Annotated in this window: 25 protein-coding genes, 2 tRNA genes and 1 rRNA gene; 22 read left to right on the top strand and 6 right to left on the bottom strand. The window is 68.6% G+C overall.

Annotation, left to right across the window (positions count from 1 at the left end; all coding sequences use genetic code 11):
- Positions 1-35: 35 nt before the first annotated feature.
- Genes K228_RS0113690 through K228_RS0113665 form a run of 6 tightly spaced genes read left to right on the top strand, consistent with a single transcriptional unit; the run spans position 36 to position 4306 of the window.
- Positions 36-479, top strand: coding sequence for a RidA family protein (locus K228_RS0113690; RefSeq protein ID WP_025618945.1), 444 nt, complete (start codon positions 36-38; stop codon positions 477-479).
- The gene (locus K228_RS0113685; protein ID WP_025618944.1) at positions 476-1000 is read left to right on the top strand and encodes a 3-hydroxyanthranilate 3,4-dioxygenase; all 525 of its coding nucleotides are present in this window, start codon (positions 476-478) and stop codon (positions 998-1000) included. The genes K228_RS0113690 and K228_RS0113685 overlap by 4 nt, the downstream gene beginning before the upstream one ends.
- The gene (locus K228_RS0113680) at positions 1000-2085 is read left to right on the top strand and encodes an amidohydrolase family protein (protein WP_025618943.1); all 1086 of its coding nucleotides are present in this window, start codon (positions 1000-1002) and stop codon (positions 2083-2085) included. Before K228_RS0113685 ends, K228_RS0113680 begins: the two co-directional genes overlap by 1 nt.
- On the top strand, positions 2082-3548 hold the full coding sequence (locus K228_RS0113675) for an amidase (RefSeq protein ID WP_025618942.1): 1467 nt from the start codon (positions 2082-2084) through the stop codon (positions 3546-3548). Before K228_RS0113680 ends, K228_RS0113675 begins: the two co-directional genes overlap by 4 nt.
- A 52-nt stretch (positions 3549-3600) precedes the next feature.
- Positions 3601-3906: an aa3-type cytochrome oxidase subunit CtaJ gene (gene ctaJ / locus K228_RS0113670; protein ID WP_483826420.1), complete on the top strand. Its 306-nt coding sequence runs from the start codon at positions 3601-3603 to the stop codon at positions 3904-3906.
- Entirely contained in the window at positions 3893-4306 is a 414-nt protein-coding gene (locus K228_RS0113665; RefSeq protein ID WP_025618940.1) for a DUF5130 family protein, read from the top strand. The genes ctaJ and K228_RS0113665 overlap by 14 nt, the downstream gene beginning before the upstream one ends.
- 70 nt (positions 4307-4376) lie before the next feature.
- Here K228_RS0113665 and pepN read toward each other — a convergent pair whose 3' ends face one another.
- A complete protein-coding gene (pepN, locus tag K228_RS0113660) occupies positions 4377-6923 on the bottom strand; it encodes an aminopeptidase N (protein ID WP_025618939.1) in 2547 nt (848 codons plus the stop codon).
- Positions 6924-7140: 217 nt separating this feature from the next.
- Here pepN and K228_RS0113655 point away from each other — a divergent pair, with 217 nt between their 5' ends.
- The 3 genes from K228_RS0113655 to K228_RS0113645 all read left to right on the top strand — a co-directional run bounded on the left by K228_RS0113655 (position 7141) and on the right by K228_RS0113645 (position 9725).
- Complete coding sequence (locus tag K228_RS0113655; protein ID WP_025618938.1) at positions 7141-7764, top strand: mycothiol-dependent nitroreductase Rv2466c family protein; 624 nt, start codon at positions 7141-7143, stop codon at positions 7762-7764.
- Between the two features lie 132 nt (positions 7765-7896).
- A complete protein-coding gene (locus K228_RS0113650) occupies positions 7897-9111 on the top strand; it encodes a DUF1015 family protein (RefSeq protein ID WP_025618937.1) in 1215 nt (404 codons plus the stop codon).
- A 146-nt stretch (positions 9112-9257) separates the two neighbouring features.
- The gene (locus K228_RS0113645) at positions 9258-9725 is read left to right on the top strand and encodes a ribose-5-phosphate isomerase (protein WP_025618936.1); all 468 of its coding nucleotides are present in this window, start codon (positions 9258-9260) and stop codon (positions 9723-9725) included.
- A gap of 10 nt (positions 9726-9735) precedes the next feature.
- Here the strand turns inward: K228_RS0113645 and K228_RS0113640 are convergent, their stop codons facing one another.
- The gene (locus K228_RS0113640) at positions 9736-10044 is read right to left on the bottom strand and encodes a hypothetical protein (RefSeq protein WP_025618935.1); all 309 of its coding nucleotides are present in this window, start codon (positions 10042-10044) and stop codon (positions 9736-9738) included.
- A 22-nt stretch (positions 10045-10066) separates the two neighbouring features.
- Positions 10067-11299 carry a GNAT family N-acetyltransferase gene (locus K228_RS0113635; protein WP_025618934.1) on the bottom strand — a complete coding sequence of 411 codons (1233 nt, stop codon included), beginning with the start codon at positions 11297-11299 and terminating at the stop codon, positions 10067-10069.
- Positions 11300-11431: 132 nt separating this feature from the next.
- On the opposite strand from K228_RS0113635, the gene K228_RS0113630 reads away from it, so the two are divergent.
- From K228_RS0113630 to K228_RS0113610, 5 genes are all read left to right on the top strand, one after another.
- The gene (locus K228_RS0113630; RefSeq protein ID WP_025618933.1) at positions 11432-12025 is read left to right on the top strand and encodes a hypothetical protein; all 594 of its coding nucleotides are present in this window, start codon (positions 11432-11434) and stop codon (positions 12023-12025) included.
- Positions 12026-12259: 234 nt separating this feature from the next.
- Positions 12260-12580 carry a DUF6059 family protein gene (locus K228_RS0113625; protein WP_025618932.1) on the top strand — a complete coding sequence of 107 codons (321 nt, stop codon included), beginning with the start codon at positions 12260-12262 and terminating at the stop codon, positions 12578-12580.
- 89 nt (positions 12581-12669) lie between these two features.
- On the top strand, positions 12670-13020 hold the full coding sequence (locus K228_RS0113620) for an ArsR/SmtB family transcription factor (RefSeq protein WP_033776888.1): 351 nt from the start codon (positions 12670-12672) through the stop codon (positions 13018-13020).
- A complete protein-coding gene (locus tag K228_RS0113615) occupies positions 13020-13301 on the top strand; it encodes a hypothetical protein (RefSeq protein ID WP_033660542.1) in 282 nt (93 codons plus the stop codon). Before K228_RS0113620 ends, K228_RS0113615 begins: the two co-directional genes overlap by 1 nt.
- Before the next feature lie 10 nt (positions 13302-13311).
- Positions 13312-14280: an NAD(P)-dependent alcohol dehydrogenase gene (locus K228_RS0113610; RefSeq protein ID WP_025618930.1), complete on the top strand. Its 969-nt coding sequence runs from the start codon at positions 13312-13314 to the stop codon at positions 14278-14280.
- Between the two features lie 52 nt (positions 14281-14332).
- Here K228_RS0113610 and K228_RS0113605 read toward each other — a convergent pair whose 3' ends face one another.
- Positions 14333-14656: a phosphatase PAP2 family protein gene (locus K228_RS0113605; RefSeq protein WP_025618929.1), complete on the bottom strand. Its 324-nt coding sequence runs from the start codon at positions 14654-14656 to the stop codon at positions 14333-14335.
- Positions 14657-14819: 163 nt separating this feature from the next.
- Between K228_RS0113605 and K228_RS29525 the strand changes: the two genes are divergently transcribed.
- A complete protein-coding gene (locus K228_RS29525; protein WP_245603474.1) occupies positions 14820-15473 on the top strand; it encodes a PIN domain-containing protein in 654 nt (217 codons plus the stop codon).
- Between the two features lie 324 nt (positions 15474-15797).
- Here K228_RS29525 and K228_RS0113595 read toward each other — a convergent pair.
- Positions 15798-15871, bottom strand: a tRNA-Gly gene (locus tag K228_RS0113595).
- Between the two features lie 281 nt (positions 15872-16152).
- Between K228_RS0113595 and K228_RS0113590 the strand changes: the two genes are divergently transcribed.
- The 6 genes from K228_RS0113590 to K228_RS0113565 all read left to right on the top strand — a co-directional run bounded on the left by K228_RS0113590 (position 16153) and on the right by K228_RS0113565 (position 21636).
- Positions 16153-16226, top strand: a tRNA-Pro gene (locus tag K228_RS0113590).
- A 143-nt stretch (positions 16227-16369) separates the two neighbouring features.
- Positions 16370-17716 (top strand): trigger factor, encoded by a 1347-nt coding sequence (gene tig, locus K228_RS0113585; protein ID WP_025618928.1) that lies wholly within the window; start codon positions 16370-16372, stop codon positions 17714-17716.
- A gap of 171 nt (positions 17717-17887) precedes the next feature.
- Positions 17888-18529, top strand: coding sequence for an ATP-dependent Clp protease proteolytic subunit (locus K228_RS0113580; RefSeq protein ID WP_012014705.1), 642 nt, complete (start codon positions 17888-17890; stop codon positions 18527-18529).
- A 14-nt stretch (positions 18530-18543) separates the two neighbouring features.
- Complete coding sequence (locus K228_RS0113575; RefSeq protein ID WP_025618927.1) at positions 18544-19206, top strand: ATP-dependent Clp protease proteolytic subunit; 663 nt, start codon at positions 18544-18546, stop codon at positions 19204-19206.
- Positions 19207-19411: 205 nt separating this feature from the next.
- Positions 19412-20701, top strand: a complete 1290-nt coding sequence (clpX, locus tag K228_RS0113570) for an ATP-dependent Clp protease ATP-binding subunit ClpX (protein WP_018732816.1) — start codon at positions 19412-19414, stop codon at positions 20699-20701.
- A gap of 128 nt (positions 20702-20829) precedes the next feature.
- Entirely contained in the window at positions 20830-21636 is an 807-nt protein-coding gene (locus K228_RS0113565) for a carbon-nitrogen hydrolase family protein (protein ID WP_025618926.1), read from the top strand.
- Between the two features lie 99 nt (positions 21637-21735).
- On the opposite strand, the gene K228_RS0113560 is transcribed toward K228_RS0113565, so the two are convergent.
- Positions 21736-21957, bottom strand: coding sequence for a hypothetical protein (locus K228_RS0113560; protein ID WP_025618925.1), 222 nt, complete (start codon positions 21955-21957; stop codon positions 21736-21738).
- 634 nt (positions 21958-22591) lie between these two features.
- On the opposite strand from K228_RS0113560, the gene K228_RS0113555 reads away from it, so the two are divergent.
- Positions 22592-22733 (top strand): 16S ribosomal RNA (locus K228_RS0113555); the annotation flags it as partial.

Here is a 22733-nt window from a genome sequence, read left to right as displayed (position 1 = left end):
CACCACCGGCACCGGGGCCCGGCGGGGCACCACCGGTGTCGGAGCCCGGCGGGCGGGCAGCCGCCCGGGTCGTGGCCGGGAAGGCCGTGCCGCGTGGGGCGTTCCCGCACCTCAAGGTCGCCGGTGGCCTCATCTTCGTCTCCGGCACCTCCTCCCGCCGCCCGGACAATACCTTCGCGGGTGTCGCCGTTGACGAGTTCGGCACCGCCGACCTCGATATCCGGGCCCAGACCCGGGCGGTGATCGAGAACATCCGGGATCTGCTCCACCCGGTCGGTGCGGGGTTGGCCGACCTGGTGCAGGTGACCAGCTACCTGGTCAACATGAACGATTTCGGTGGCTACAACGAGGTGTGGGCGGAGTTCTTCGACGCGAGCGGGCCGACCCGGACCACCGTGGCGGTCCACCAGCTACCGCACCCGCACCTGTTGATCGAAATGCAGGCTGTCGCCCTGCGCCCCGAAGGAGGCCCGTTGTGAGCGAGATCGCTGAGCCGTTCAGCTTCCCCGGTTGGATCGTGGACAACCAGCACCTGCTGAAGCCGCCGGTGGGCAACAAGGAACTGCTCCCCGGCAGCTCTGACTTCATCGTCATGGTCGTCGGCGGGCCGAACCAGCGCACCGACTATCACGTCGAACCGTACGAGGAGTTTTTCTACCAGGTCAAAGGGGGCATGCACGTCAACCTGATGCTCCCGGACGGGCCACAGACAGTGCACATCCGCGAGGGGCAGATGTGGATGCTGCCGCGTGGAGTTCCGCACTCGCCGCAGCGACCGGAGGCCGGCTCGATCGGTTTGGTGATCGAGCGGGTCCGCGAGGAGGGCACCCTGGAACGGTTCCAGTGGTACTGCCCCGAGTGCACCAACAAGGTGCACGAGGTGGAGTTGCAGGTCCGGGACATCGCCGCCGACCTGCCCCCGGTCTTCGCCACCTTCTACGCCGACGAGGCGGCGCGGACCTGCGACCAGTGCGGCACGCTGCATCCGGGCAAGGGCTGATGGGTACCCCCGTTATTGATGTGCACTCGCACGCCGTACCGCGGGGTTGGCCGGACCTCGCTGCGGCCTGCGGCGGTTCTGGCTGGCCCTGGCTGCGGGTCGACTCCGAGCGCGCTGCGATGATCATGGTCGGCGAGCTGGAGTTCCGCCCGGTCGGCGCGGAGTGCTGGGACCCGGCGCTCCGATTGGCGGACATGGCCGCCGACGGTGTCGACGTGCAGGTGGTCTCGCCGACGCCCGTCTTCTTCTGCTACGACCGCCCCGCCACCCAGGCGGTCAGGGTGGCGCGGATCTTCAACGACCGCATGCTGGAGATCACGGCCGCCGGGGACGGCCGGCTGGCTCCGTTCTGCCAGGTGCCGTTGCAGGACCCAGAGGTCGCCAGCGCCGAGCTGGACCGTTGCCTCGCCGCCGGGCACGCCGGGGTGGAGATCGGCAACCACGTCGGCGACCTCGACCTGGACGACAGCGGCATCGTCGAGTTCCTCGCCCACTGCGCCGAGGTCGGCGCGCCGGTCTTCGTCCACCCGTGGGACATGCCCGGCGGGCCACGGCTGGATCGGTGGATGGCGCGGTGGCTGACCGGGATGCCGGCCGAGACCCACCTGTCGGTGCTGGCGATGATCCTCGGCGGGGTCTTCGATCGGGTGCCGGAGACGTTGCGGATCTGCTTCGCGCACGGCGGTGGCAGCTTCCCGTTCTGGCTGGGCCGAGCGGACAACGCCTGGCACCGGCGCGGCAACCTGGTCCGCGGCGCCTCGGCCCAGCCCCCCAGCTCGTACGTGGACCGGTTCTTCGTCGACTCGGTGGTGTTTGAACCGGCGGCGCTGCGGCTGTTGGTCGACACGATCGGCGTTGACCAGGTGCTGCTCGGCAGCGACTATCCGTATCCGCTGGGGGAACGGCCGGTCGGTGCGGTCGTGCGCCGCTCTGATTTCCTCACCCCGGATCAACGCGCCGGCCTGCTCGGCGGCAACGCGCTGCGCTTTCTCTCCCCCGGGGGCCCGGGCGAACCCACCGCAGCTGACCCGTACGGCCTGTCGGGGCGGCGGCCCGATCGGACAGCGGGCAGGATAACGGCATGACCGAGCCGCACGATCTGACCGCACTGGAGCAGGCAGCCGCGATCGCCAGCGGCGAGCGGACCAGCCGGGAGTTGGTCGAACACCATCTGACCCGGGTGGCGGCGCTCGGTGACACCGTCGGCGCGTTCGTCACCGTGACCCCGGAGGCGGCCCTCGCCGCCGCCGACGCGGCTGACGCCGTTCCGGTCGCGGCGCGAGGGCCGTTGCACGGCGTGCCCACGGCGATCAAGGATCTGACCCTCACCGCCGGCGTGCGCACGACCTTCGGCTCCGCAGCCTTCGCCGACTTCGTACCGCCGATCGACGCGGACGTGGTCCGATTCATCCGGGCCGCCGGCCTGGTCAGCCTCGGCAAGACCACCACCTCCGAGCTGGGCTGCTCGCTCTACTCCGAAGGGCGGGTCGCCCCGCCGGCCCGTAACCCGTGGGATCTCGCCTACACGGCCGGTGGCTCCAGCGGTGGTGCGGCGGCCGCGGTGGCGGCCGGTCTCCTTCCGGTGGCCCAGGGCTCCGACGGCGGCGGCTCGCTGCGTATCCCGGCCTCGATGTGCGGGTTGGTCGGCTACAAACCCAGCCGCGGGGTGGTCTCCGGCGGTCCGATCGGCTTCGGTGCGTACGGCCTGCCGACCAGCGGCCCGATCGGGCGGACCGTGGCCGACGTGGCCGCGTTGCTCGACGTGTTGGCTCAGCCGGTCCCCGGCGAGCCCTACCTGGCACCGCCACCACCGGCCGGGGGTTGGCTCGCGGCGGCCCGGACCGCCACCCCGGGCCGGCTGCGGATCGGCCGTTTCACCACCCCGATGCTCGCCGACGAGCCGATCCACCCGGACTGCGTCGCCGCCGTGGACCAGGCCGCTGCCCTGCTCACCGCCGCTGGTCATGAGGTGGTCGAGGTGCCACCGCCGTTGACGCCGACGGCGTGGCCGCTGTTCGAGACCGTCTGGTACGTGCTCGCGCTCGCCCCGGTGCCGCCCGAGCGAGAGAGTCAGCTCCTGCCGTTGACCCGGTTGCTGCGGGACCGCGGGGCGGCGATCTCCGCTGCCAGCCTCACCGCCGCGCTCGGTGAGCTCCAGGCGCAGGTCCGGCTCGGGATACGCCGGACCGCCGGCTGTGATCTGCTGCTCTGCCCCACCCTCGCCGCACCGCAGGCACCAGTGGGCTGGTTTACCGATGTTCGTGACCCAGCAGACGATTTCGACTGTCAACGGCGTTTCTCGCCGTTTTGTGCCATTTTCAATGTCACGGGTGACCCCTCGGTGTCGCTCCCGGTGGGTGCCACCGCCGACGGGCTGCCGGTCGGGGTCCTCCTCAGCGGCCGGCAGGGCAACGACGCGGGGCTGCTCGCCGCTGCGGCCCAGCTGGAGCAGCTCAGTGGGGGGTGGGATCGCCACCCCGCAATCTGGCGGGCGGTTGACTCCGCTAACGTGAATACCACAAGCGGAGTCGGGGAATCGTCCACATGACCGTCCACCCGACCCGGATTCCTGGTCTCTCTTTCGCCTGGGGGCGTTGGGATTGTCTGTAACCGATACGTTGCTGGTCTTCGTCGGAATCCCGGCGGTAGCAGCGCTGGTAATCGCTGGTGTGGCATACGCCGCCAGCAGCCGCGGCGTTGGTGGCGGTGGCAAGCGCTACCGGCCCGGCCGGCCTTTCGACTTCACTCCGGTCTGGTTCCTGAGTAGTCCGGAGGAGCTGGCCGACTCGGCGGGCACCGCACTGGCCGCCGGCGCCCAGGCGCCTGCGCTGTCGGGCCGTAAGCAGGAGCAGGCCGGCCAGAAGGCGCCGGCCGGTGGAACCGGAGGCGCAAGTGACCGTTGGTGAGCTGCAGTCGTCGACCGAGACGGCGGCCCCGCCGGAGCTGGACGGCCCGTTCTCGACCCGTCAGCTGCTCCGCGTTGACGAGGCCATGCGCCTGGCCGACCAGAGCACCGGGCTGACCTTCTCGATTTTCGTCGGTGGCCTCGACGAGCCGGTCCGGGAAGATGCCGAGCGGCTGCACCGCCAGCTCGCCGACCCCGACCGGTCGGTCCTGATCGCGGTCTCGCCGAACCAGCGGCAGCTGGAGATCGTCACCGGCCAGCACGCCCGCAAGCGCATCCCGGACACGTACGCGCGGCTCGCGGCGCTGTCGATGGCGGCGGCCTTCGGGGGCGGCGACCTGACCGGCGGCATCGTCACCGGCCTCGACCAGCTGGCCAGCCACGCCGGTAAGGGCTGCTAACACCCGGCAAGCACTCGGCCCGGGGTCGGTGCGGAGCGTTCGCCCCGCACCGACCCCGGGCCGTTGCCTGTCAGCCGCTTCGGGCGTCCCGCGCCCGGGCCTTGAGGGCCCGGACGACGCCGTCGCGGCCCTCGGCGACCAGCCGCCGTAGCGGTGCCGGTTGGCCCTCGCCGGCCAGCCACCCGTCGGTCGCCGCCACGGTCTCCTCCTCAACGAGGTACGCCGGGTACGCCAACAGGGCGAACTCCTGCGCCGGCTCACTGTCCCGGCTGGCCCAGACCTGCGCGATGGTGGCGAAGTACCGCTCCCGGTAGGGGCGGACCAGCTCGACCTGCGTCGGGTGGGCGAAGCCCCGCAACAGCGCGCGGTGCCGCCAGTTCGGCAGCGGCTCCGGACCGGTCAACCGGGCCCAGACGGCCGCCTTGTTCTCCGGCGTCGGCACGAGCGCGTGTGCGTACGCGGCCTCCCGCTCGCCGCTGGCGGTGCGGTCGGTGGCGAGCTCCGCCTCGATGTCGTCGGGGCCGGCCGCGCCGTTGGTCACCAGCGCGGTAAGCACCGCCCACCGCAGCTCGGTGTCCATGCGCAGGCCGGACGGGACTCCGTTCCTCTCCAGCCAGCCCCGCAACGTCGCCAGGTCCTCAGCCGACCGACCGGCGGAGGCGTACGCCCGAGCCCAGGCGAGCTGGAAGCCGCTGCCCGGCTCGGCGGCGGCGAGGGCGGTCTTCGCGGTCCGGGCCAGGTCGGCCCAGCCGCTCGGTGCCCACGTCGGGTCGGCGTAGAAGGTGAGGGCGGTGGTGACCTGCCGCAGGGTGGCGGTGACCAGGTTGATGTCGGTCTCGGCGGGGAGGCCGGCGAGCACCAGCGCCACATAGTCCCGGGCGGCCAGCTCGGCGTCCCGGATCATGTCCCACGCGGCAGTCCAGCACAGCGCCCGCGCCAGCGACGACTCGAAGCCGGTGATGTGCTGCACCACGGTGGCCATCGACCGCTCGTCGAGCCGCAGCTTGGTGTAGGTCAGGTCGTCGTCGTTGAGCAGCAGCACATCCGCGGCGGGAACCCCGGCCAGCTCGGCCAGCTCCGTCGTCTCGCCGACGACGTCGACCTCCAACCGCTCGCGGCGGACCAGCCGGCCATCGGTGCGGTCGTAGAGGCCGACCCCGATCCGGTGGGTACGCAGGGTCGGGTGGTCGGCCGGCGCCTCCTGGCGGACCACGACCCGCTGGTAGCTGCCGTCGGCGCCGATCGTCACCTCCGGGCGCAGCGTGTTCACCTGGGCGGTCTCCAGCCACTGGGCGGCGAACTTGCGCAGCTCCCGCCCGGAGGCCGCCTCCAGCTCGGAGAGCAGGTCGTCGAAGGTGGCGTTACCCCAGGCGTGCTTGCGGAAGTACGACCGGAGCCCGGCCACGAACGGCTCCTCGCCCACGTACGCGACGAGCTGCTTGAGCACGCTCGCGCCCTTGGCGTACGTGATCCCGTCGAAGTTGACCTCGACCGCCTCCAGGTCCGGCATCTCGCAGTAGACCGGGTGGGTGGAGGAGAGCTGGTCCTGTCGGTAACCCCAGTTCTTCCGGACGGAGAGGAAGGTGGTCCACGCCTCGGAGAACCGGGTCGCGTGGGTGTTGCACCAGTGGCTGGCCCACTCGGCGAACGACTCGTTCAGCCAGAGGTCGTTCCACCAACGCATGGTGACCAGGTCGCCGAACCACATGTGCGCCAGCTCGTGCAGGATCGTGTTGGCGCGCTGCTCGTACTCGAAGTCGGTGACCTGGGACCGGAAGATGTACGCCGACTCGGCGTGCGTGACACAGCCGAAGTTCTCCATCGCGCCCGCGTTGAAGTCCGGCACCCAGAGCTGGTCGTACTTGGGCAGCGGGTACCGAATGTCGAACTTGGCGTGGAAGAAGTCGAAGCCCTGCTTCGTGATCAGGAAGAGATCGTCGGCGTCCAGGTACTGTGCCATCGACGCGCGAACGAAGACGCCCAGGTCGATGCCGTCGTGGCTGTCTCGCACCTCGTGGTAGGGCCCGGCGCAGAGCGCGGTGATGTAGGTGCTCATCCGCACCGACTCCACGAAGTGGACCGTCTTGCGGCCCTCGCCGGCCGGCTCCTCCCGCTCCACCGGCATGTTGGAGACGACCTTCCAGTGCTCCGGCACGGTGGCGTGCCAGGTGTAGACACTCTTCAGGTCGGGCTGGTCGAAGGCCGCGTAGACCCGTTGCGCGTCCGCCGTCTCGAACTGGCTGTACAGGTAGGTCTCGCCGTCGACCGGATCCACCGTGCGGTGTAGCCCCTGACCACTGTTGGAGTACGCGAACTCCGCGTCCACCACGAGTGTGTTCTCGGCAGCCAGGTCGGGCAGGGTGAGCCCGGCCTCCGCCGACCAGTCACCCAGCTCCAGCGGGGTGCCGTTCAGGGTAGCCGACCGTACCGAATGCGCGGCGACCTCGATGAAGGTGCTCGCACCCGGCTCACTACACCGGAACCGGACCTCGGTCCGGGACCGGAACGTGTGGCCCTCGGCCTGCACGGCGCTCGACAGATCCAGGTTGATGTCATACCCGGTCACCTCGAGTAGCCGGCTTCGCTCGGCGGCCTCCGCCTGCGTCAGGTTGCGCACTCCCGGCACTGTTCGTCTCCATCTCTTGTCTCGCCGCACACCAACCGCGGCGTCGTCGGGCAACCGCTCGTAGCGGTCGCGCGAGTCGAGTCTTACACGCACCCGGGTCGGCGGGTGGGCCAGGTCACGGTCTCATTCCGTGTTGTACCTGGGCACTTGCGGCGAGGATCGGTGCAGGCGCCGAAAACCGGCGCACCTGTCGTGAAGGGACTTCACTGTGAGTGAGCGTGTCACCGTCGACCTGTGGTTCGACCCGATCTGCCCGTGGGCGTGGATAACCTCTCGTTGGCTGCTGGAGGTCGAGCGGGTCCGGGCCGTGGACATCCGCTTCCACGTGATGAGCCTGTCTGTGCTCAACGAGGGCCGGGACCTGCCCGCGGAGTACCAGGCGCTGATGAAGTCGGGATGGGGTCCGGTTCGGGTCTGTGTCGCTGCCGAGCAGCGGTACGGCACCGGGGCGCTGCGGGACCTGTACACCGCGTTCGGTAACCGGATCCATCTGCAGTCCGAGCAGCTCACCGGGGAGCTGTTCACCGCTGCCCTGACCGACGCCGGACTGGATCCGGAGCTGGCCAAGGCCGCCGACAGCACCGACTACGACGGAGCGCTGCGTGCCAGCCACGAGGCGGGTATGCGGCCGGTCGGCACCGATGTCGGAACCCCCGTCATCCACGCGCCGGGCCCGGACGGGAACCCGGTTGCCTTCTTCGGCCCGGTCGTCACCCCGGCTCCCCGGGGCGAGGCCGCCGGCCGGCTGTGGGACGGCGTTCTGCTGGTCGCCGGCACGCCGGGGTTCTTCGAACTCAAGCGCTCCCGCGAGCTCGGCCCCATCTTCGACTGAGGGTGAGGCGGGCCCCGGGCGTCGCCGGGTGGATGGCCGGCGCCCGCAGCACCGCCAGTGCCGGCGGTGCTTCGATGCGCAGCGGGTGGGCCCGGACACCAGAGGTGAGCGGTACCGGTAGCGTCAGCGGGCATGACGGTCGCCCATCCCATCGCCCGGGCCTGGATCACCACTGGCGGCACCGGTGCGCAGAACTACGACGAGTTCGCCGACGACGCGGAGATCACCTCGATCATTGAGGTGAATCCGCACAGCGCCCTCGGTATCGAGATGCCGCATCGGGCCCCGGAGAGCCGGGGGAAGGCCTTTCTCGAAGCGCTCCCGGAGGCGGTAGCCCGGCTCGCCGAGGCGAAGGCGGCGGGCAGCTACACCCCCGCCGAGCAGGTGGTGGTCCTCTATCGGATCAGCGCCCCGCAGGAGGAGCCCGGGTACGGGCTGTTCGTCATGGTTGATACCGACCAGATCTCCACCAGCGCCGCCGAGCCGGGTTTGGTCATCCGCAACGAGGATGTCTTCATCGCCAAGGTTCGCGAGCGGGTGGCCCTGGCCGAGGCGTTGGGGCATCTGCTGTCGCCGGTGCTCCTGCTTCAGACCGGCCGGGGTGACGAGCTACACACCGCCCTCGCGGCGGCGGCTGACCGGGCCGGGGTGCCGGCCGCGACCGACACCGACCAGGCCGGGCGGACGCACGCCATCTGGCTGGTCGGTCCGGGCGAGCAGCAGGACGAGCTGACCGCTCTGGCCGGCGGCGGCGAGTTGGTCGTCGCCGACGGCAACCACCGCAGTCTCGCGGCCCAGACCGGCGGGCTACCGCGCTTCCTGGCCGTGGTCACCACGCCGGCCTCGGTCGCCATTGCCCCGTACAACCGGTTGGTTGACGAGCTCACCACCAGCTCGGATGAGCTGATCGACCGACTTCGCGCCGCCGGCGCCCAGGTCGAGCCGATCGACGGCCCCGTCGAGGTCCCGGCCGCCGGCGGCACCATCCACCTTCGGCTCCCCGATGCGGCGTACGCCGTACGCCTGCCCCAGGTCGGCGCGGGACGCCTGGAGAACCTGGACCATGCCCTGGTCGAGCGGCTGCTGCTGCGGGACGCGCTGGGGCTGGACCCGGGCGACAAGCGGATCACCTACGTCGGCGGCGACTACCCGGCGAGCTGGCTCACCGGTGAGGTCGACGCCGGCCGTGCCGAGCTGGCCGTTCTCGTCGCACCGGTGACCGTGGACGACTTCGTCGCGGTGAACCTGGCGCGGGAGAAGATGCCCCGCAAGAGCACCTGGTTCACCCCAAAGGCCCGGGGCGGACTGGTCGTCGCCGAGTTGCTGTCCGGACAGCGCGGAGGGTAGACACGCCCACCCGGGCCCCCGGGCGTCTTCCCGGGCGCGCCCTGGCGCTTTCCCGGGCAATCTGAGGTCCTCCCGGACTGTGCGGAAGTTGTCTCCGACCGACCCGCGAGCGTCGGTCGGAGACAAGCCCTGTCAGACTGCCCGGTATGCGTGTCTACCTGGGATCCGACCACGCCGGTTTCGAGCTGAAGGCGCACCTGGCCAACCACCTGGCCAAGGAGGGGTACGACGTGGTTGACGTCGGCCCCCACGCCTACGACCCGGACGACGACTACCCGACGTTCTGCCTACACACCGGCGACCGGGTGGTTGCCGACCGGGGGAGCCTCGGCGTGGTTATCGGGGGCTCCGGCAACGGCGAGCAGATCGCCGCGAACAAGATCGACGGTGTCCGGGCCGCGCTGGCTTGGAGTATCGATACCGCACACCTGGCCCGGGAACACAACAACGCGAACATCGTCGCGATCGGCGGGCGGCAGCACACCCTCGATGAGGCCACCGCCATCGTCGAGGCGTTCCTGACCACCCCGTTCTCCGAAAAGCAACGTCACGTCCGCCGCATCGACCAGGTGGCCGACTACGAGCGCACCCGGAAGCTGCCGGACCTGCCCTGAGCCGGGCCGTTCACCGACGGGGGAGGTCCTCGCGCGGAACCCAGTTCCGACGGACCAGGACTACCCGGGCCTCCGCCTCCGCCAGGTCTTGCTCCGTCGGTCGGGTGGCGTCCCGGGCCCGCATCGCCGCGGTCACGCTCACCTGCGACGAGCCAGCGCCGACCAGGCCCCGCAGTCCGCGTTCGTTCTCCTCGGTGCCGCCTCGGCGCGGCCGGCCGCCGCTCTGCCCTCCGACCGCTGTCCGGGCCGGGCTCGGGCTCTCGGCGGCGCGGTCAGCGGGTTGCCGGTGCCGTCGCCGTCGTCGCTCCACGTCACCCATCAACCGACCGTACCCCGCGGCGTCAGAAGATCTCCATGGCAGCGGGAGCCCGGTGCCAACCGAAGGCTGGCCCGGCGGCGGCCAGGGCGCCGGGTCGCAGTTCCCGAACCCGACCGGCAGCCGCCAGTTCGCCCAGTCCGGTCCCGCCCAGGTACAGCTCGCCGAGGGCCCGGATGTCGCAGGCCAGGTCGGCCGCCCCGGTGCTGGGTACGCAGCTGGCCCCGTCCAGCCCGCCGGTCAGCCGCCACCGGCCAGCGTTCTCCGACAGCAGTTCGTCGGTGACCTCCAGCACCACGTCAACCGAGGTCGCGTACCGTCGGGCGGAGAGGGCCGCCGGCAGATCCACCACCCGCAGCCAGAGGGCGTCGGTCAGCCGCGCGTCGAGCCGGCGTGGCTCGTTGAGCAGCCGTAGCAGCGGGTCGTCCAACGGCACGCCGCGTAGCGTGAGCCGGCGGGTCAGGTCGAGGGCGAGCAGCAGACGCCACATCGCCAGATTGGCGGCCGGGTTGCTGCTCACCACCTCGTCAACGATGGTGATGGCCTTCGGCCCGACCGCGTCCCAGGCGTGGCGGGTGCGGAAGAGCGCGTACCCGTTGACGCCCTCGGGGCCCTCGTGCAGCAGAGCTCGACGTTCGGTGGCCCCCTCCCGGCGGGCGGCCGGATCGGCGAGAACATAGTTCCACCACACCTCGCTGCGGTTGGACCAGCCGGGCCGGTCCGGCCGAACCTGGTCGTACACCCGGGCCAGCTCGGCCCGGCAGTGCGCCGGTTTGGTCAGGCGGAGCTGACCTTCAGCGGCGGTGGGATCGGGCAGGCGTAGCTCGGTGGTCTCGCACTCCACCACCACCAACTGCTGGCAGGCCAGGCCGTAGCCGAAGCGTGGGTAGATCCGCCCCTCGCTGGCCCACAGCAGCGCGACCGGCTCGGTGCCGACGTCGCGGACGTCGCGGAGCTGCCGTCGCATCAACTCGGTGAGCAGGCCACGGCGGCGGTGTGTCGGCGCCACCGCGACCATGCTGACGTGCGCTGCGGGCAGGTGCGCCCCCGGTACGGTCAGTTCGCGGGTGAAGGCGGTGGCGGTCGCCACCAGCTCGGTGTTGTCGCGGACGACCAGGGTGCGTTCGGGCTCCAGGAGGCTCTGCTGGACAACCTGTGACTCGGCGTCCAAGCTGCTGTGGAAGAGGCTGCCGATCAGCTCGCCCAACTCTTCGAGATCCTCGGTACGGGCGACACCGAAGTTCGGTACGAAGTTCATGTCTTCGTGTCTAGCGCACTGTGCCAGGTCGGCAGGCCCGGTGGTCCGTAGCGGAGACATATTTGTGTTCTGGCTACCCTCGATAGCCAGACGGGGCCCGCCGGTCCCCGCCTGGTCCAGGGGAGGGACGACATGGCCGATCAGACGCAACCGTGGGCCGAGCGGACCGTCGAGGTGCCGCCGCAGCCAGGCGTCGGGGTGCCGCCGCAGTGGGGAGGCGGGGTGCCGTCGCAGCCGGATGCCGGGGTGCCGCCGCAGCCGGATGCCTTCCAGCGGGGGGTGGCCTCGGTCGGGCAGACCGGTGCCCGTCGGACCACGCCGTTCCCGGTGGTCGAGCAGGAGGAGGTCGGGGCGGGCTGGCCGGAGGCGCGGGCTTCGCGTCGACCGGTGAGCTGGCACCTCGCGCAGCTCCGCCCGGGCCGGGAGTGGAGTGCCGGCGGAGCGCTCTTCGCGTTCGTCTGTTGGGGGATCTGGGCGATCTCGGGTGGCGGCAACCTCGCCGCGCCATTGTTGATCTTTCTGTTGAGCCTGCTGGTGGCGGTCGGATTGTTCGCCCTCGCCCGGTTGGTTGGCCGGGTGGTGCTGGAGCAGCGTCTGGGCCGGGTGCGGCGGGGTGCCCGCGGCGCGCACCTGGTGACGGCCGTCTTTCTCGTCAGTCTTGGCTTCGGGTGGCTCAAGCAGACCGAGTGGGTGGTTTCGTTCTGGAGCTGGATCACCAACAGCTGACGGGAAGGGCCTTCCTTCTGCTGACTTGAGTCGGCGTTGAGTGTGGCTCGGGAGAATCGGTCGGCTCAGCTTGGCGCCGGACCCGAGGAGCCCCTTGACGTACGCATCAGTGGTTGGGCTGGCTGCGGCGGACCTTGCGCAGCTTCCTGCGTACGGGAACTGCGGTCGGCTGTTGACCGGTGCGACCGAACAGAGTGTTGATCGCGCCGCTCCAGCTGCGGGTGTGGCGAGCTGATGGGCTGGCTCCGGCGAATCGCCTCCGAGGTGGCGTTCGGCCTGAGCCTGTTCGGGGCGTCGGTCGTTGGAATGGATCCCCGGGAGATTCTGCGGGGCGGTCGGGCCCGGTGGGGTGACGCGGGGCCCGCGGGCAGTGCTGGGCCGGAAGGCGGTTCCATTCCCGCCGACAGTCATTCCCCGGTCGGTGGGGGCCGCCGGTTTGTGCTGCCGGGACTGGGTCCGTTCGTTGAGCAGCCACCGCCAGGTCACCCGGAGCGGCTCGTCCCAGATCAGCCCCTCACCGACGAGGAGCGGCGGATCTGGCACCAGTTGTGGTGATCGTCCTCAACCGCATTGAGCATTGCCGACGGGGGTGGTGACTGCTAGGGTTTCACGTGTAAGAAAAAGATGACACATGAAGGGATCTTGTGGCAGTGAGCGGACCGACCGGAGACGACCTGGTCGAGATGCTGGCGGCGCTGGCCAACCCGATTCGACTACGCATCGTCGCGACCTTGGCCGGCCGTCGTGACTATGTGAGCCAGCTGGCCCGCGAGCTCGGGGTGAGTCGTCCACTCCTGCACATGCATCTGCGGCGGCTGGAGGCGGCAGGCCTGATCACCGGCCGGCTTGAGCTCTCCGAGGATGGCAAAGCCATGAAGTACTACGAAGTCACCGACTTCGATCTACACCTAACCGCATCGGCGATAGCCGAGGCGGCCCAGACCCTCACCATGCCGGATCCGGGAAAGGGTCCCGCACCCAAGGAGTCAACGTAATGGACCCGCTTGGAGGGGAAATGTCCTGGCCAACGACTGTCTTCCTGCTGGTCGTGGTCATCGTGGCGGCCTTCCTGGTCGCCCTGGTCATCGTCGGGCTCTTCGAGGGCCGAAAAGAGAAGCGGGCGGCCGCCCGAGCAGACGACCTGCGTCAGCTCGTACACCGGTTCGAGAAGCTCGCCGAGAACACTCTCGACGCCCAGCAACGAAGCGCCGTTGACCTCGCCGAACTACGAACCCGTACGGCATCGATCGAACACATACTACGCAGCGTGGAATGAGAGGGAACCGATGAAAGGAATCCGTTTCTACGCGTACGGCTCGTCCGAGGTCCTCACCCTTGAGGAGCTCGAGATGCCCACCGTCGGTGACGACGAGGTGCTGGTCCGGGTACGGGCAGCCTCGGTCAACCCGGTGGACTGGCACATGATGCGCGGCAGCCCGTACATCACCCGGGCGCAGGGTGGGCTGACCCGCCCCAAGGCGAACACACTCGGGCACGACCTGGCCGGGCAGGTCGAAGCGGTGGGTAGCAACGTCACCACGTTCCAGGTAGGAGACGAGGTGTTCGCCCTGAAGCAAGGGGCGCTCGCCGAGTACGTCACGATGCGCCACGACGCTGGAGTGCTGAAAAAGCCGACCAGCCTGACCCTGGAACAGGCTGCTTCGGTGCCGGTGGCCGCCCTCACCGCCTATCAGGCGCTACGCCACCACGGGCGGCTGCAGCCCGGTCAGCGGCTCCTGGTTAACGGCGCGGCGGGCGGCGTGGGCACCTTCGCCGTGCAGATCGGCAAGGCGCTGGGAGCCGAAGTGACCGGGGTCTGCAGCAGCCGGAACGTCGAGCTGGTCCGCGATCTGGGTGCCGACCACGTCATCGACTACACCAAAGCGGAGTTCACCCGCAGTGGACGACGCTACGACGTGCTCCTCGACAACGTCGGTAACCACTCGCTCCTTGCCTGCAGACGCATGCTCACCCCACGGGGAACGCTCATCTTGAACAGTGGTTCGGGCGACGGGCTGCTCGGCCCGCTGGCTCGCGTACTTCGTGGGCTCGCCCTGTCACTGTTCGTACGGCAGCGCCTGGTGTTCTTCGTGGCGAGTCCCAAACGGGACGACCTGGCAGCGCTCTGCGATCTCTTCGAATCGGGAAAGGTCACCCCGGTCCTCGATCGGACCTTCCCCCTGAGTGAGGTGCCCGAGGCGATTAGCTACCTGGAGGAAGGCCACGCCCGGGGAAAGGTCATCATCACCGTTTGACCGGCCGGTTCGCCCCTCGTTCGAGGTCGCACTGTAGTCCGGCCCGGCTGAATTACGTCCGGGCCGGATTACGAGGGCACGAGGACGTGGGGACCGCGACCAGTGCACCCACGACGGCTCCGGCGACGACCTGGCTGGTGGTGTGGTCGCGGAGCCGGACCCGCGACACGGTGAGTACCGAGAGCAGCCCATAGCCCAGTGGCTTGTGGCGCTGCTCGCGTACGCCGATGTGGTGATCGGTGAGTGTGCCGCGGCGCACCCCGAAATAGATGATGCCGTACGGCACGAGGGAGCCGAACAGGACGGCGAGCAGTCCCCAACCGAGCCCGGCAATCCACGACGGCGCGCCGGCGGTGTGGGCGACGGCGAGTGGCATGGCCGTCGCCCACACCGCCAGCGCGAACCACAGCGCTTCCTACCTCTTGACTTCTTGGGAGGTAGCGCCGGCGGGGTACGGGAACGCGCCAGCGGCCATCCCGGCGATTGGTAGGCCCGAACTACCTGAGCGTGACGTTCGTCACGCTCGCAGGGTTGACCAAGTGGACCGTCCGACGAACGACTCCTGGATCGCGGCCTGCTGCCTGGTCGACCGGCTGCCGCTGGCGACCTTCAACGGCAAGGACTACGCCGACTTCGCCGAGTACGATGTTGCGCCTGTTCGACGTCTCGTAGCTTCACCGCTCCGGCCGGCCGCGCTCGAACGGCGACGACTGATGCTGGTGGTCAGCAGCCGGTCGGACCCACATACCCGGTGGCAAACTGCGGCGCGGCAGCCGATCGCCCCGACCTCGACGGCGCCCGCCCCCCGACCCCCCCCCGCGATCGTCACGGACCGCTCGTCAGACGTCTCAGGCTCGCGCGGACGCTCGCCGTACGGTGCAAGCATGGACCCTCTCGACCTGCCTGCCATTGTCGATGTGTGTAGATCCCTCAAGCGAGGCTGGGACTTGCGCGGAGTCGAGCAACAGGCGTGGGGCGCAGATCAGGACGATCTGCTGACCCCGGTGGATCCTCTGGCGAGCGTGACGCTCCGGCTGGGTGAGACGTCCGGCGTGGCCGAAATCTGGCCGACCGGATACGTAAGGCTGATGCGCGGAGATAGCCGTGTTGACCATGTCCAGGTCAGTGGGCCTTTTGAACTGCGTGATCAGCTTGTGCGGTTGACGAACTGGCTAACCGATCCCACCCCATGACGGCAGATTGATACCTACCGGAGGGGCTGTGCTCAGCGCTCACCCTTGATTCTCTTGAGAGTGATTCGGCAGTGGTAAGTCGTCCGGCATCGTCTATCCGCGTTCGTGACGTCGGCCGTTTGGCCATGCCCGGCTGCCGATGGGCACCTTCGTCCGGGCCGGTTACTGTCGTTGTCACGACTGCCGACTCGCGGCGCAAGCCCTCTCGACCGCGATGGACGGTAGTGGCCCTGATGCCGAGGCCAGCTGTGGGAGCACGGCGACGGGCTAGAACGAGAACGGCCAAGGTTCGGCGATGACGCCGTTGACCTGGGCCGGAAGCGGTGGAGCGGGCGACGGGAATCGAACCCGCACCGTCAGTTTGGAAGACTGAAGCTCTGCCATTGAGCTACGCCCGCGACGGCCCCCGTGTGGAGGCGCGCCGACAGCGTACCCAATGCCGCCGATCTCCGCGCAGCCCGCCCAGGGCTGTGGTCGGGAACGGACCTCGGGCGCGGGCGAGGGCGTGCTCGGAGCAGCGCTGCTCCCGGGCGGTGTGGCGCGACTCGGCGGATCGCCACGGCGGCTATCCCGAGCCGGTCGGTGGGCTCCGCCGGTCGACTCGACGGCGGGACACGCGGTCAGATATGGCCCCGGGGAACTGTGCGTGGGTGTGGACGGCATAGACTGCTTCCCGCCACGGGGTGTGGCGCAGCTTGGTAGCGCACTCGCTTTGGGAGCGAGGGGCCGTGGGTTCAAATCCCGCCACCCCGACTGTCGATCGCGGCCGGGTTGACCCGGGCGCCGCCGTTCTACGTGTGGTTCCCGGGCCCTGCCTGCAGGCCGTACCGGCTCGCCTACACTCGATGGGCTGTAGACAGCGCCCAGACCACCAAGATCCGTCAAGGAGTACGCCTGTGAAGAGCACCGTCGAGACTCTGAGCCCGACGCGCGTGCGGCTCGCCATCGAGGTGCCGTTCGTCGAGCTCGAGCCGAGCCTCAAGAAGGCGTACCGGGAGATCGGCCAGCAGGTCCAGGTTCCCGGCTTCCGTCGGGGGAAGGTTCCGGCCGCCGTGATCGATCAGCGGGTCGGCCGGGGCACCGTGCTCAACGAGGCGGTCCAGGAGGCCATCCCGCAGAACATCCTCTCGGCGGTGCGTGAGCACGACCTGAAGACGCTTGGCCGTCCCGAGGTCGAGATCACCGAGTTCGCGGACGGCGACTCGCTCAACTTCACCGCCGAGGTGGACATCCGGCCGGAGCTCAACCTCCCCGACCTGTCGACGGTCGAGGTGACCGTTGATGAGCTGAAGATCGATGACAGCGAGATCGATGAGCAGGTGCAGAGCCTGCGGGAGCGGTTCGCGACGCTGAAGACCGTCGAGCGGGCTGCCGCCGAGGGTGACTTCGTGCAGATCGACCTGAACGCGACCGTTGACGGCGAGGAGGTCCCGGGCGGCTCGGCGACCAACCTCTCGCACGAGGTCGGCAGCAAGCAGCTCCTGCCGGGCCTGGACGAGGCCGTCGTCGGCCTGGCCGCCGACGCGAGCACCACCTTCACCACGCAGCTTGTCGGCGGGGACTACGCCGGCCGCGACGCCGAGGTCTCGGTGACCGTCCGTACGGTCAAGGAGAAGGAGCTGCCGGAGCTGGACGACGAGTTCGCCGAGCTGGCGAGCGAGTTCGACACCATCGCGGAGCTTCGCGACGACGTACGCGAGCGGGTGACCCGGAGCAAGCAGGTCGAGCAGATCTACGCCGCCCGGGACAAGGCCCTCGAGCAGATTGTCGAGACGGCCGAGGTGCCGGCGCCGGAGGGCGTTGTCCGCGAGGAGGTCGAGAGCCGCAAGGCGGCGATGGTGGATCAGCTCGAGCGGATCGGCGCCTCGATGGAGGAGTACCTCGCGTCCGAGGAGAAGACCGAGGAGCAGATCAACACCGAGCTGACCGAGGCGGCCACCCAGGGCGTGAAGATCCAGCTTCTGCTGGACACCGTCGCCGACGCAGAGGAGATTCAGGTCTCCGACGACGAGTTCGGCCACGAGATCGTGCACCGGGCGCAGCGCGCCGGGGTGGCCCCGCAGCAGTTCTACGACCAGCTGGTCCGCTCTGGTGCCGCCGGCGCGGTCTACGGTGATGTCCGGCGGGGCAAGGCCCTGGCCTCGATCATGGATCGCATCACGATCAAGGATGCTGCCGGCGAGGCGGTCAGCCTCGACGCCCTGCGCGCCGAGAACGAGGCCGCGCACGCCCACGCGGAATGATCGTAGGTTTCGGCCGCCGTCCCTGCCGTTGGCGGGGGCGACGGCCGAAACCCGTTTTCGGGTACGCCCGACCGGGGCTGCGCTGAGAGCGAACAGTGTCCCGACCGGGGTTCTGCCATTCGGTCGAGCCGTTAGTGTCGGGTAGGACGGTACGGAGAGCGAAGGGCTGCCATGACCGACATGCACATCCCGCCGACGCCGCCCCGGGCGATCGACGCCCGCGGTGGCGACAACATTGGCAACCTCGACGACTCGGTCTACAACCGGTTGCTCAAGGAACGAATCATCTTTCTGGGCAGCGAGGTGACCGACCAGGTCGCCAACCGCATCTGCGCGCAGCTGCTGCTGCTCGCCGCGGAGGACCCGGACCGCGACATCAACCTCTGGATCAACTCGCCGGGCGGCTCGGTCTACTCGGGCATGGCGATCTACGACACGATGCAGTTCATCGACAACGACGTGTCCACCGTGGCGATGGGTATGGCGGCCTCAATGGGTCAGCTGCTGCTCTGCGCGGGCACCAAGGGCAAGCGGTACGCCCTGCCGCACGCCCGGATCATGATGCACCAGCCGTCGGGTGGCATGGGCGGCACCGCCTCGGACATCGCTATCCAGGCGGAGCAGATGCTCTACACCAAGCGGATGTTCCAGGAGCGGGTCGCCTTCCACACCGGCCAGAGCCAGGCGCAGATCGAGGCGGACTCGGACCGTGACCGTTGGTTCACCGCCCAGGAGGCCATGGAGTACGGCTTCATCGACAAGGTGATCACCGGGGCCGCTCAGGTTCCGGAAGGCGCCGGGACCCTGAGCTGAGCGAGGAGCTGACGATGACCGACCTGAGCCTGCCGCCGCAGTTCGCGGCCGCACACAACCGCTATGTCCTGCCGTCATTCGTCGAGCGCACGTCGTACGGGGTGAAGGAGTCCAACCCGTACAACAAGCTCTTCGAGGATCGGATCATCTTCCTCGGGGTCCAGGTGGATGACGCGTCGGCCAACGATGTGATGGCCCAGCTGCTCACGCTGGAGGGCACGGACCCGGACCGCGACATCATCATGTACATCAACTCGCCGGGTGGCTCGTTCACGGCCATGACGGCGATCTACGACACCATGCAGTACGTCCGGCCGGATATTCAGACGGTCTGCCTGGGGCAGGCGGCCAGTGCAGCGGCGGTGCTGCTCTCGGCCGGCACGCCCGGTAAGCGGATGGCGCTGCCGAATTCGCGGATCATCATCCACCAGCCTGCCACGGAGGGGGGCTACGGGCAGGGCTCGGATATCGAGATCCAGGCCCGGGAGATTCTGCGGATGCGTACCCAGCTGGAAGAGATGCTCTCGCGGCACTGCAACCAGCCGGTGGAGAAGGTCCGTAAGGATATCGACCGGGACAAGATTATGACGGCCGAGGAGTCCCGCGAGTACGGGTTGGTCGACACTATCCTCACCAGCCGTAAGAAGGGCTTGCTGGCCGCCAACGCCGCCAACTGAGCCGGATCAGGTCAGAGGTCGGCCGAGGGGAGCCTCGACCGACCTCTGACACACCCGTTTTAGGGGTCGGAGAAACTCGCGTCAGCGGGTAACGTCGGGTCTGTACCGCTTCGCCGGTCGAGCCGGTGGGTAGCTGAGATGGGCGGCGCGCGGTGTCCGGGGGCCATGGCCGGATCGCTGGCCGACGAGCGCAGGGAGACTGTAGGTGGCACGGATCGGTGACGGCGGCGACCTACTGAAGTGCTCCTTCTGTGGGAAATCGCAGAAGCAGGTCAAGAAGCTTATCGCTGGTCCTGGCGTCTACATCTGCGACGAGTGTATCGATCTCTGTAACGAGATCATCGAGGAAGAGCTGGCCGAGTCGGGCGAAGTGAAGTGGGAAGAGCTTCCCAAGCCGATGGAGATCTGTCAGTTCCTCGATAATTACGTCGTGGGTCAGGCTCAGGCCAAGAAGGCTCTCGCCGTCGCGGTCTACAACCACTACAAGCGAATTCAGGCCGAGGCGGCCGGCGCGCCCAGCGCGGACAGCGTCGAGTTGGCCAAGTCCAACATTCTGCTGCTTGGCCCCACCGGGTGCGGCAAGACCCACCTGGCGCAGACCCTGGCCCGGATGCTCAACGTGCCGTTCGCCATCGCGGACGCTACAGCCCTGACCGAGGCCGGATACGTCGGGGAGGACGTCGAGAACATCCTCCTGAAGCTGATCCAGGCCGCTGACTACGACATCAAGCGCGCCGAGACCGGGATCATCTATATCGACGAGGTCGACAAGATCGCGCGCAAGTCAGAGAATCCGTCGATTACTCGCGACGTGTCCGGTGAGGGTGTGCAGCAGGCGCTGCTCAAGATGCTGGAGGGGACGGTCGCGAACGTTCCGCCCCAGGGCGGCCGCAAGCATCCGCATCAGGAGTTCATCCAGATCGACACCACCAACGTGCTCTTCATCTGCGGCGGTGCCTTCGCGGGCCTCGACCAGATCATTGAGGCGCGTACGGGTCACGGTGGCACGGGTTTCGGTGCCCGGCTGCGGGCGGTCTCGGAGCGTTCGACCGATGACACCTTCAGCCAGGTGATGCCGGAGGACATGCTGAAGTTCGGCCTGATCCCCGAGTTCATCGGTCGGCTCCCGGTGATCACCAACGTTCGCAGCCTCGACCGTGAGGCCCTGGTGCAGATCCTCACCGAGCCGCGTAATGCGCTCGTCCGGCAGTACCAGCGCCTCTTCGAGTTGGACGGCGTCGAGCTGGAGTTCGAGCAGTCGGCCCTGGAGGCGATCGCCGACCAGGCGATGCTCCGTGGCACCGGCGCCCGCGGCCTCCGCGCGATCATGGAGGAGGTTCTGCTCTCCGTGATGTACGAGGTGCCCAGTAACCCCGACGCGGCCCGCGTTTTGATCAATCGTGAAGTGGTGCTGGAGAACGTCAACCCGACGATCGTTCCGCGTGAGTTCACCAGCCGCCGGACGCGGCGGGAGCGCGAGGAGAAGTCCGCCTGATCGGGCTGACTCGCCCCTGGGGAGCTACCCACGCCCTCGATGCCCCAAGGCGCTCTGCTGTTGCCCATTCTGACGTGCCCGTGGTCCTGCTTCTGTTCCGCTGACCCCGCTGCCCGTAACCTGGGTCCATGCGAGTCGCGGTCTGCCAGTTGAACGCTCGAGATGACCGAGAGACGAATCTGGCAGCCGCCGAGGCCCTGCTTGAGCGGGCGGCAGCCGGTGGTGCTGATCTCGCGATCCTCCCCGAGTACGTCGACTATCTCGGTCCGGTTGCCGGGCAGCCGGTCGCGGAGCCGGTGGACGGGGAGGTCGGGCGGTTCTTCGCCGACGCCGCGCAGCGGCTCGGCCTCTGGGTTGTCGTCGGCTCGATTCACGAGCGGGGCCCGGATCCGGAGCATTCGTACAACACCTGCCTGGTGTTCGATCATTCCGGGGCGCTCGCGGCCACCTACCGCAAGATCCACCTGTACGACGTGGAGATCCCCGGCCGGGTGTCGTATCTGGAGTCAGCCACGGTCGCCGCTGGCTCGCAGCCGGTCGTGGTTGACGTGGAGGGCATTCGGGTCGGGCTGTCGATCTGCTACGACCTTCGCTTCCCCGAGCTCTATCGCCAGCTCGTCACGGACGGCGAGGCAGACCTACTCCTTGTCCCGGCAGCTTTCATGCTGCACACGGGGCGGGACCACTGGGAGGTGCTGTTGCGTGCCCGGGCGATCGAGAACCAGTGCTTCGTTGCGGCTGCCGCCCAGACGGGGGATCACGAGCCGAGCCGTACCTGCTTCGGGCGCAGCATGGTGATAGATCCCTGGGGGACGGTGCTCGCCCAGGTACCGGATGGCTCCGGGCTCGCGATTGTCGACCTCGACCTGGAACGGCTACGGACGGTTCGGGCCGAATTGCCGAGCCTGGCCAACCGTCGTCTCCAGCTTTCCTGAGCCCGACCGAGTGCGCTGAGCGGCGGTGTTGCCGGCGGATCTGCATCTGTAGGCGGTGAACGGCTCGTCGTCGCGGCCACCGTCCGTTGCGGGGCGTCCTCAGCCCTGAAGCAGCACACCGATGGTTGCGAGGCCGACGATGGCGGCGGCCGTGACCAGGAGCGCCGTCGTCATTCGGGACGGTCCCCGACGAGCCAGCCGGCCGATCGACAGGATCAGGACGACGAGAACGACGGCGCCGATGACGAGTTGCCAGAACGGCAGGAGTAGTCCGAGTAGCGTGTCCTTGGCCAGCACCGGGGTCGCTGTCAGCTGGGCCATGCAGACACTCTCCCACGGATGAGCGGTTCCGGTCTTCCGCACGCGGTTGAGTGGGTGGCTGCCGGAGGTTGCCCCGCCTGGTGGCGCCAGTGATGGATCTTGATTTGCCTTCTGCGGGACGACCGCGTAACTTTCTCTTTGCACGCGGGAAGCCGGGCAAACCGGCAGAGAGCGGGCACCAGGACCGTGGCGATACCGCCGAGCGGGGCTGGGGCGCGGGCGGTGTGAGGCACTTCCGGAGACGGAGTTGCAATCACGAAGCCGACCGGGTAGAGTACTGAAGCCGGCAGGAGCCGGGCGGATAGCCGCGAAGCGGATGTCGGCCGGTCTGTCGATTCTCACAACAGTAGCGACCGCCGAGCTGGCGTGCGTGATTGTGGGCCGGCTAAGACGGGTTTGTCGCCTGAATGTTCAGGTTGACGATCACGGAATAGTCCGGGTAGTTTAGAGCGGTTGCCTCTGGAGGGGCCCTGGTGTGGGGTTCTGATGGTGTGTGGTTGTTCTTTGAGAACTCAACAGGGTGTTTGGAAAGCCAGTGCCGTTTTGGTCTGGGTTGGCCTGCTGTTTGGTGGGTTGGCTTGGGCTTGAATTTGGCAGCAAATTTTGGTTTGTTGCTGGGATTTTCTTCAAGTTTTTGTTGGAGAGTTTGATCCTGGCTCAGGACGAACGCTGGCGGCGTGCTTAACACATGCAAGTCGAGCGGAAAGGCCCTTCGGGGTACTCGAGCGGCGAACGGGTGAGTAACACGTGAGTAACCTGCCCCAGGCTTTGGGATA

The sequence above is a fragment of the Salinispora cortesiana genome (assembly GCF_000484695.1).
In the GTDB taxonomy this organism is placed as follows: Bacteria; Actinomycetota; Actinomycetes; order Mycobacteriales; family Micromonosporaceae; genus Micromonospora; species Micromonospora cortesiana.
The sequence above is the reverse complement of the archived record's forward strand: the minus strand, read 5'-3'. Positions and strand labels throughout refer to the sequence as shown.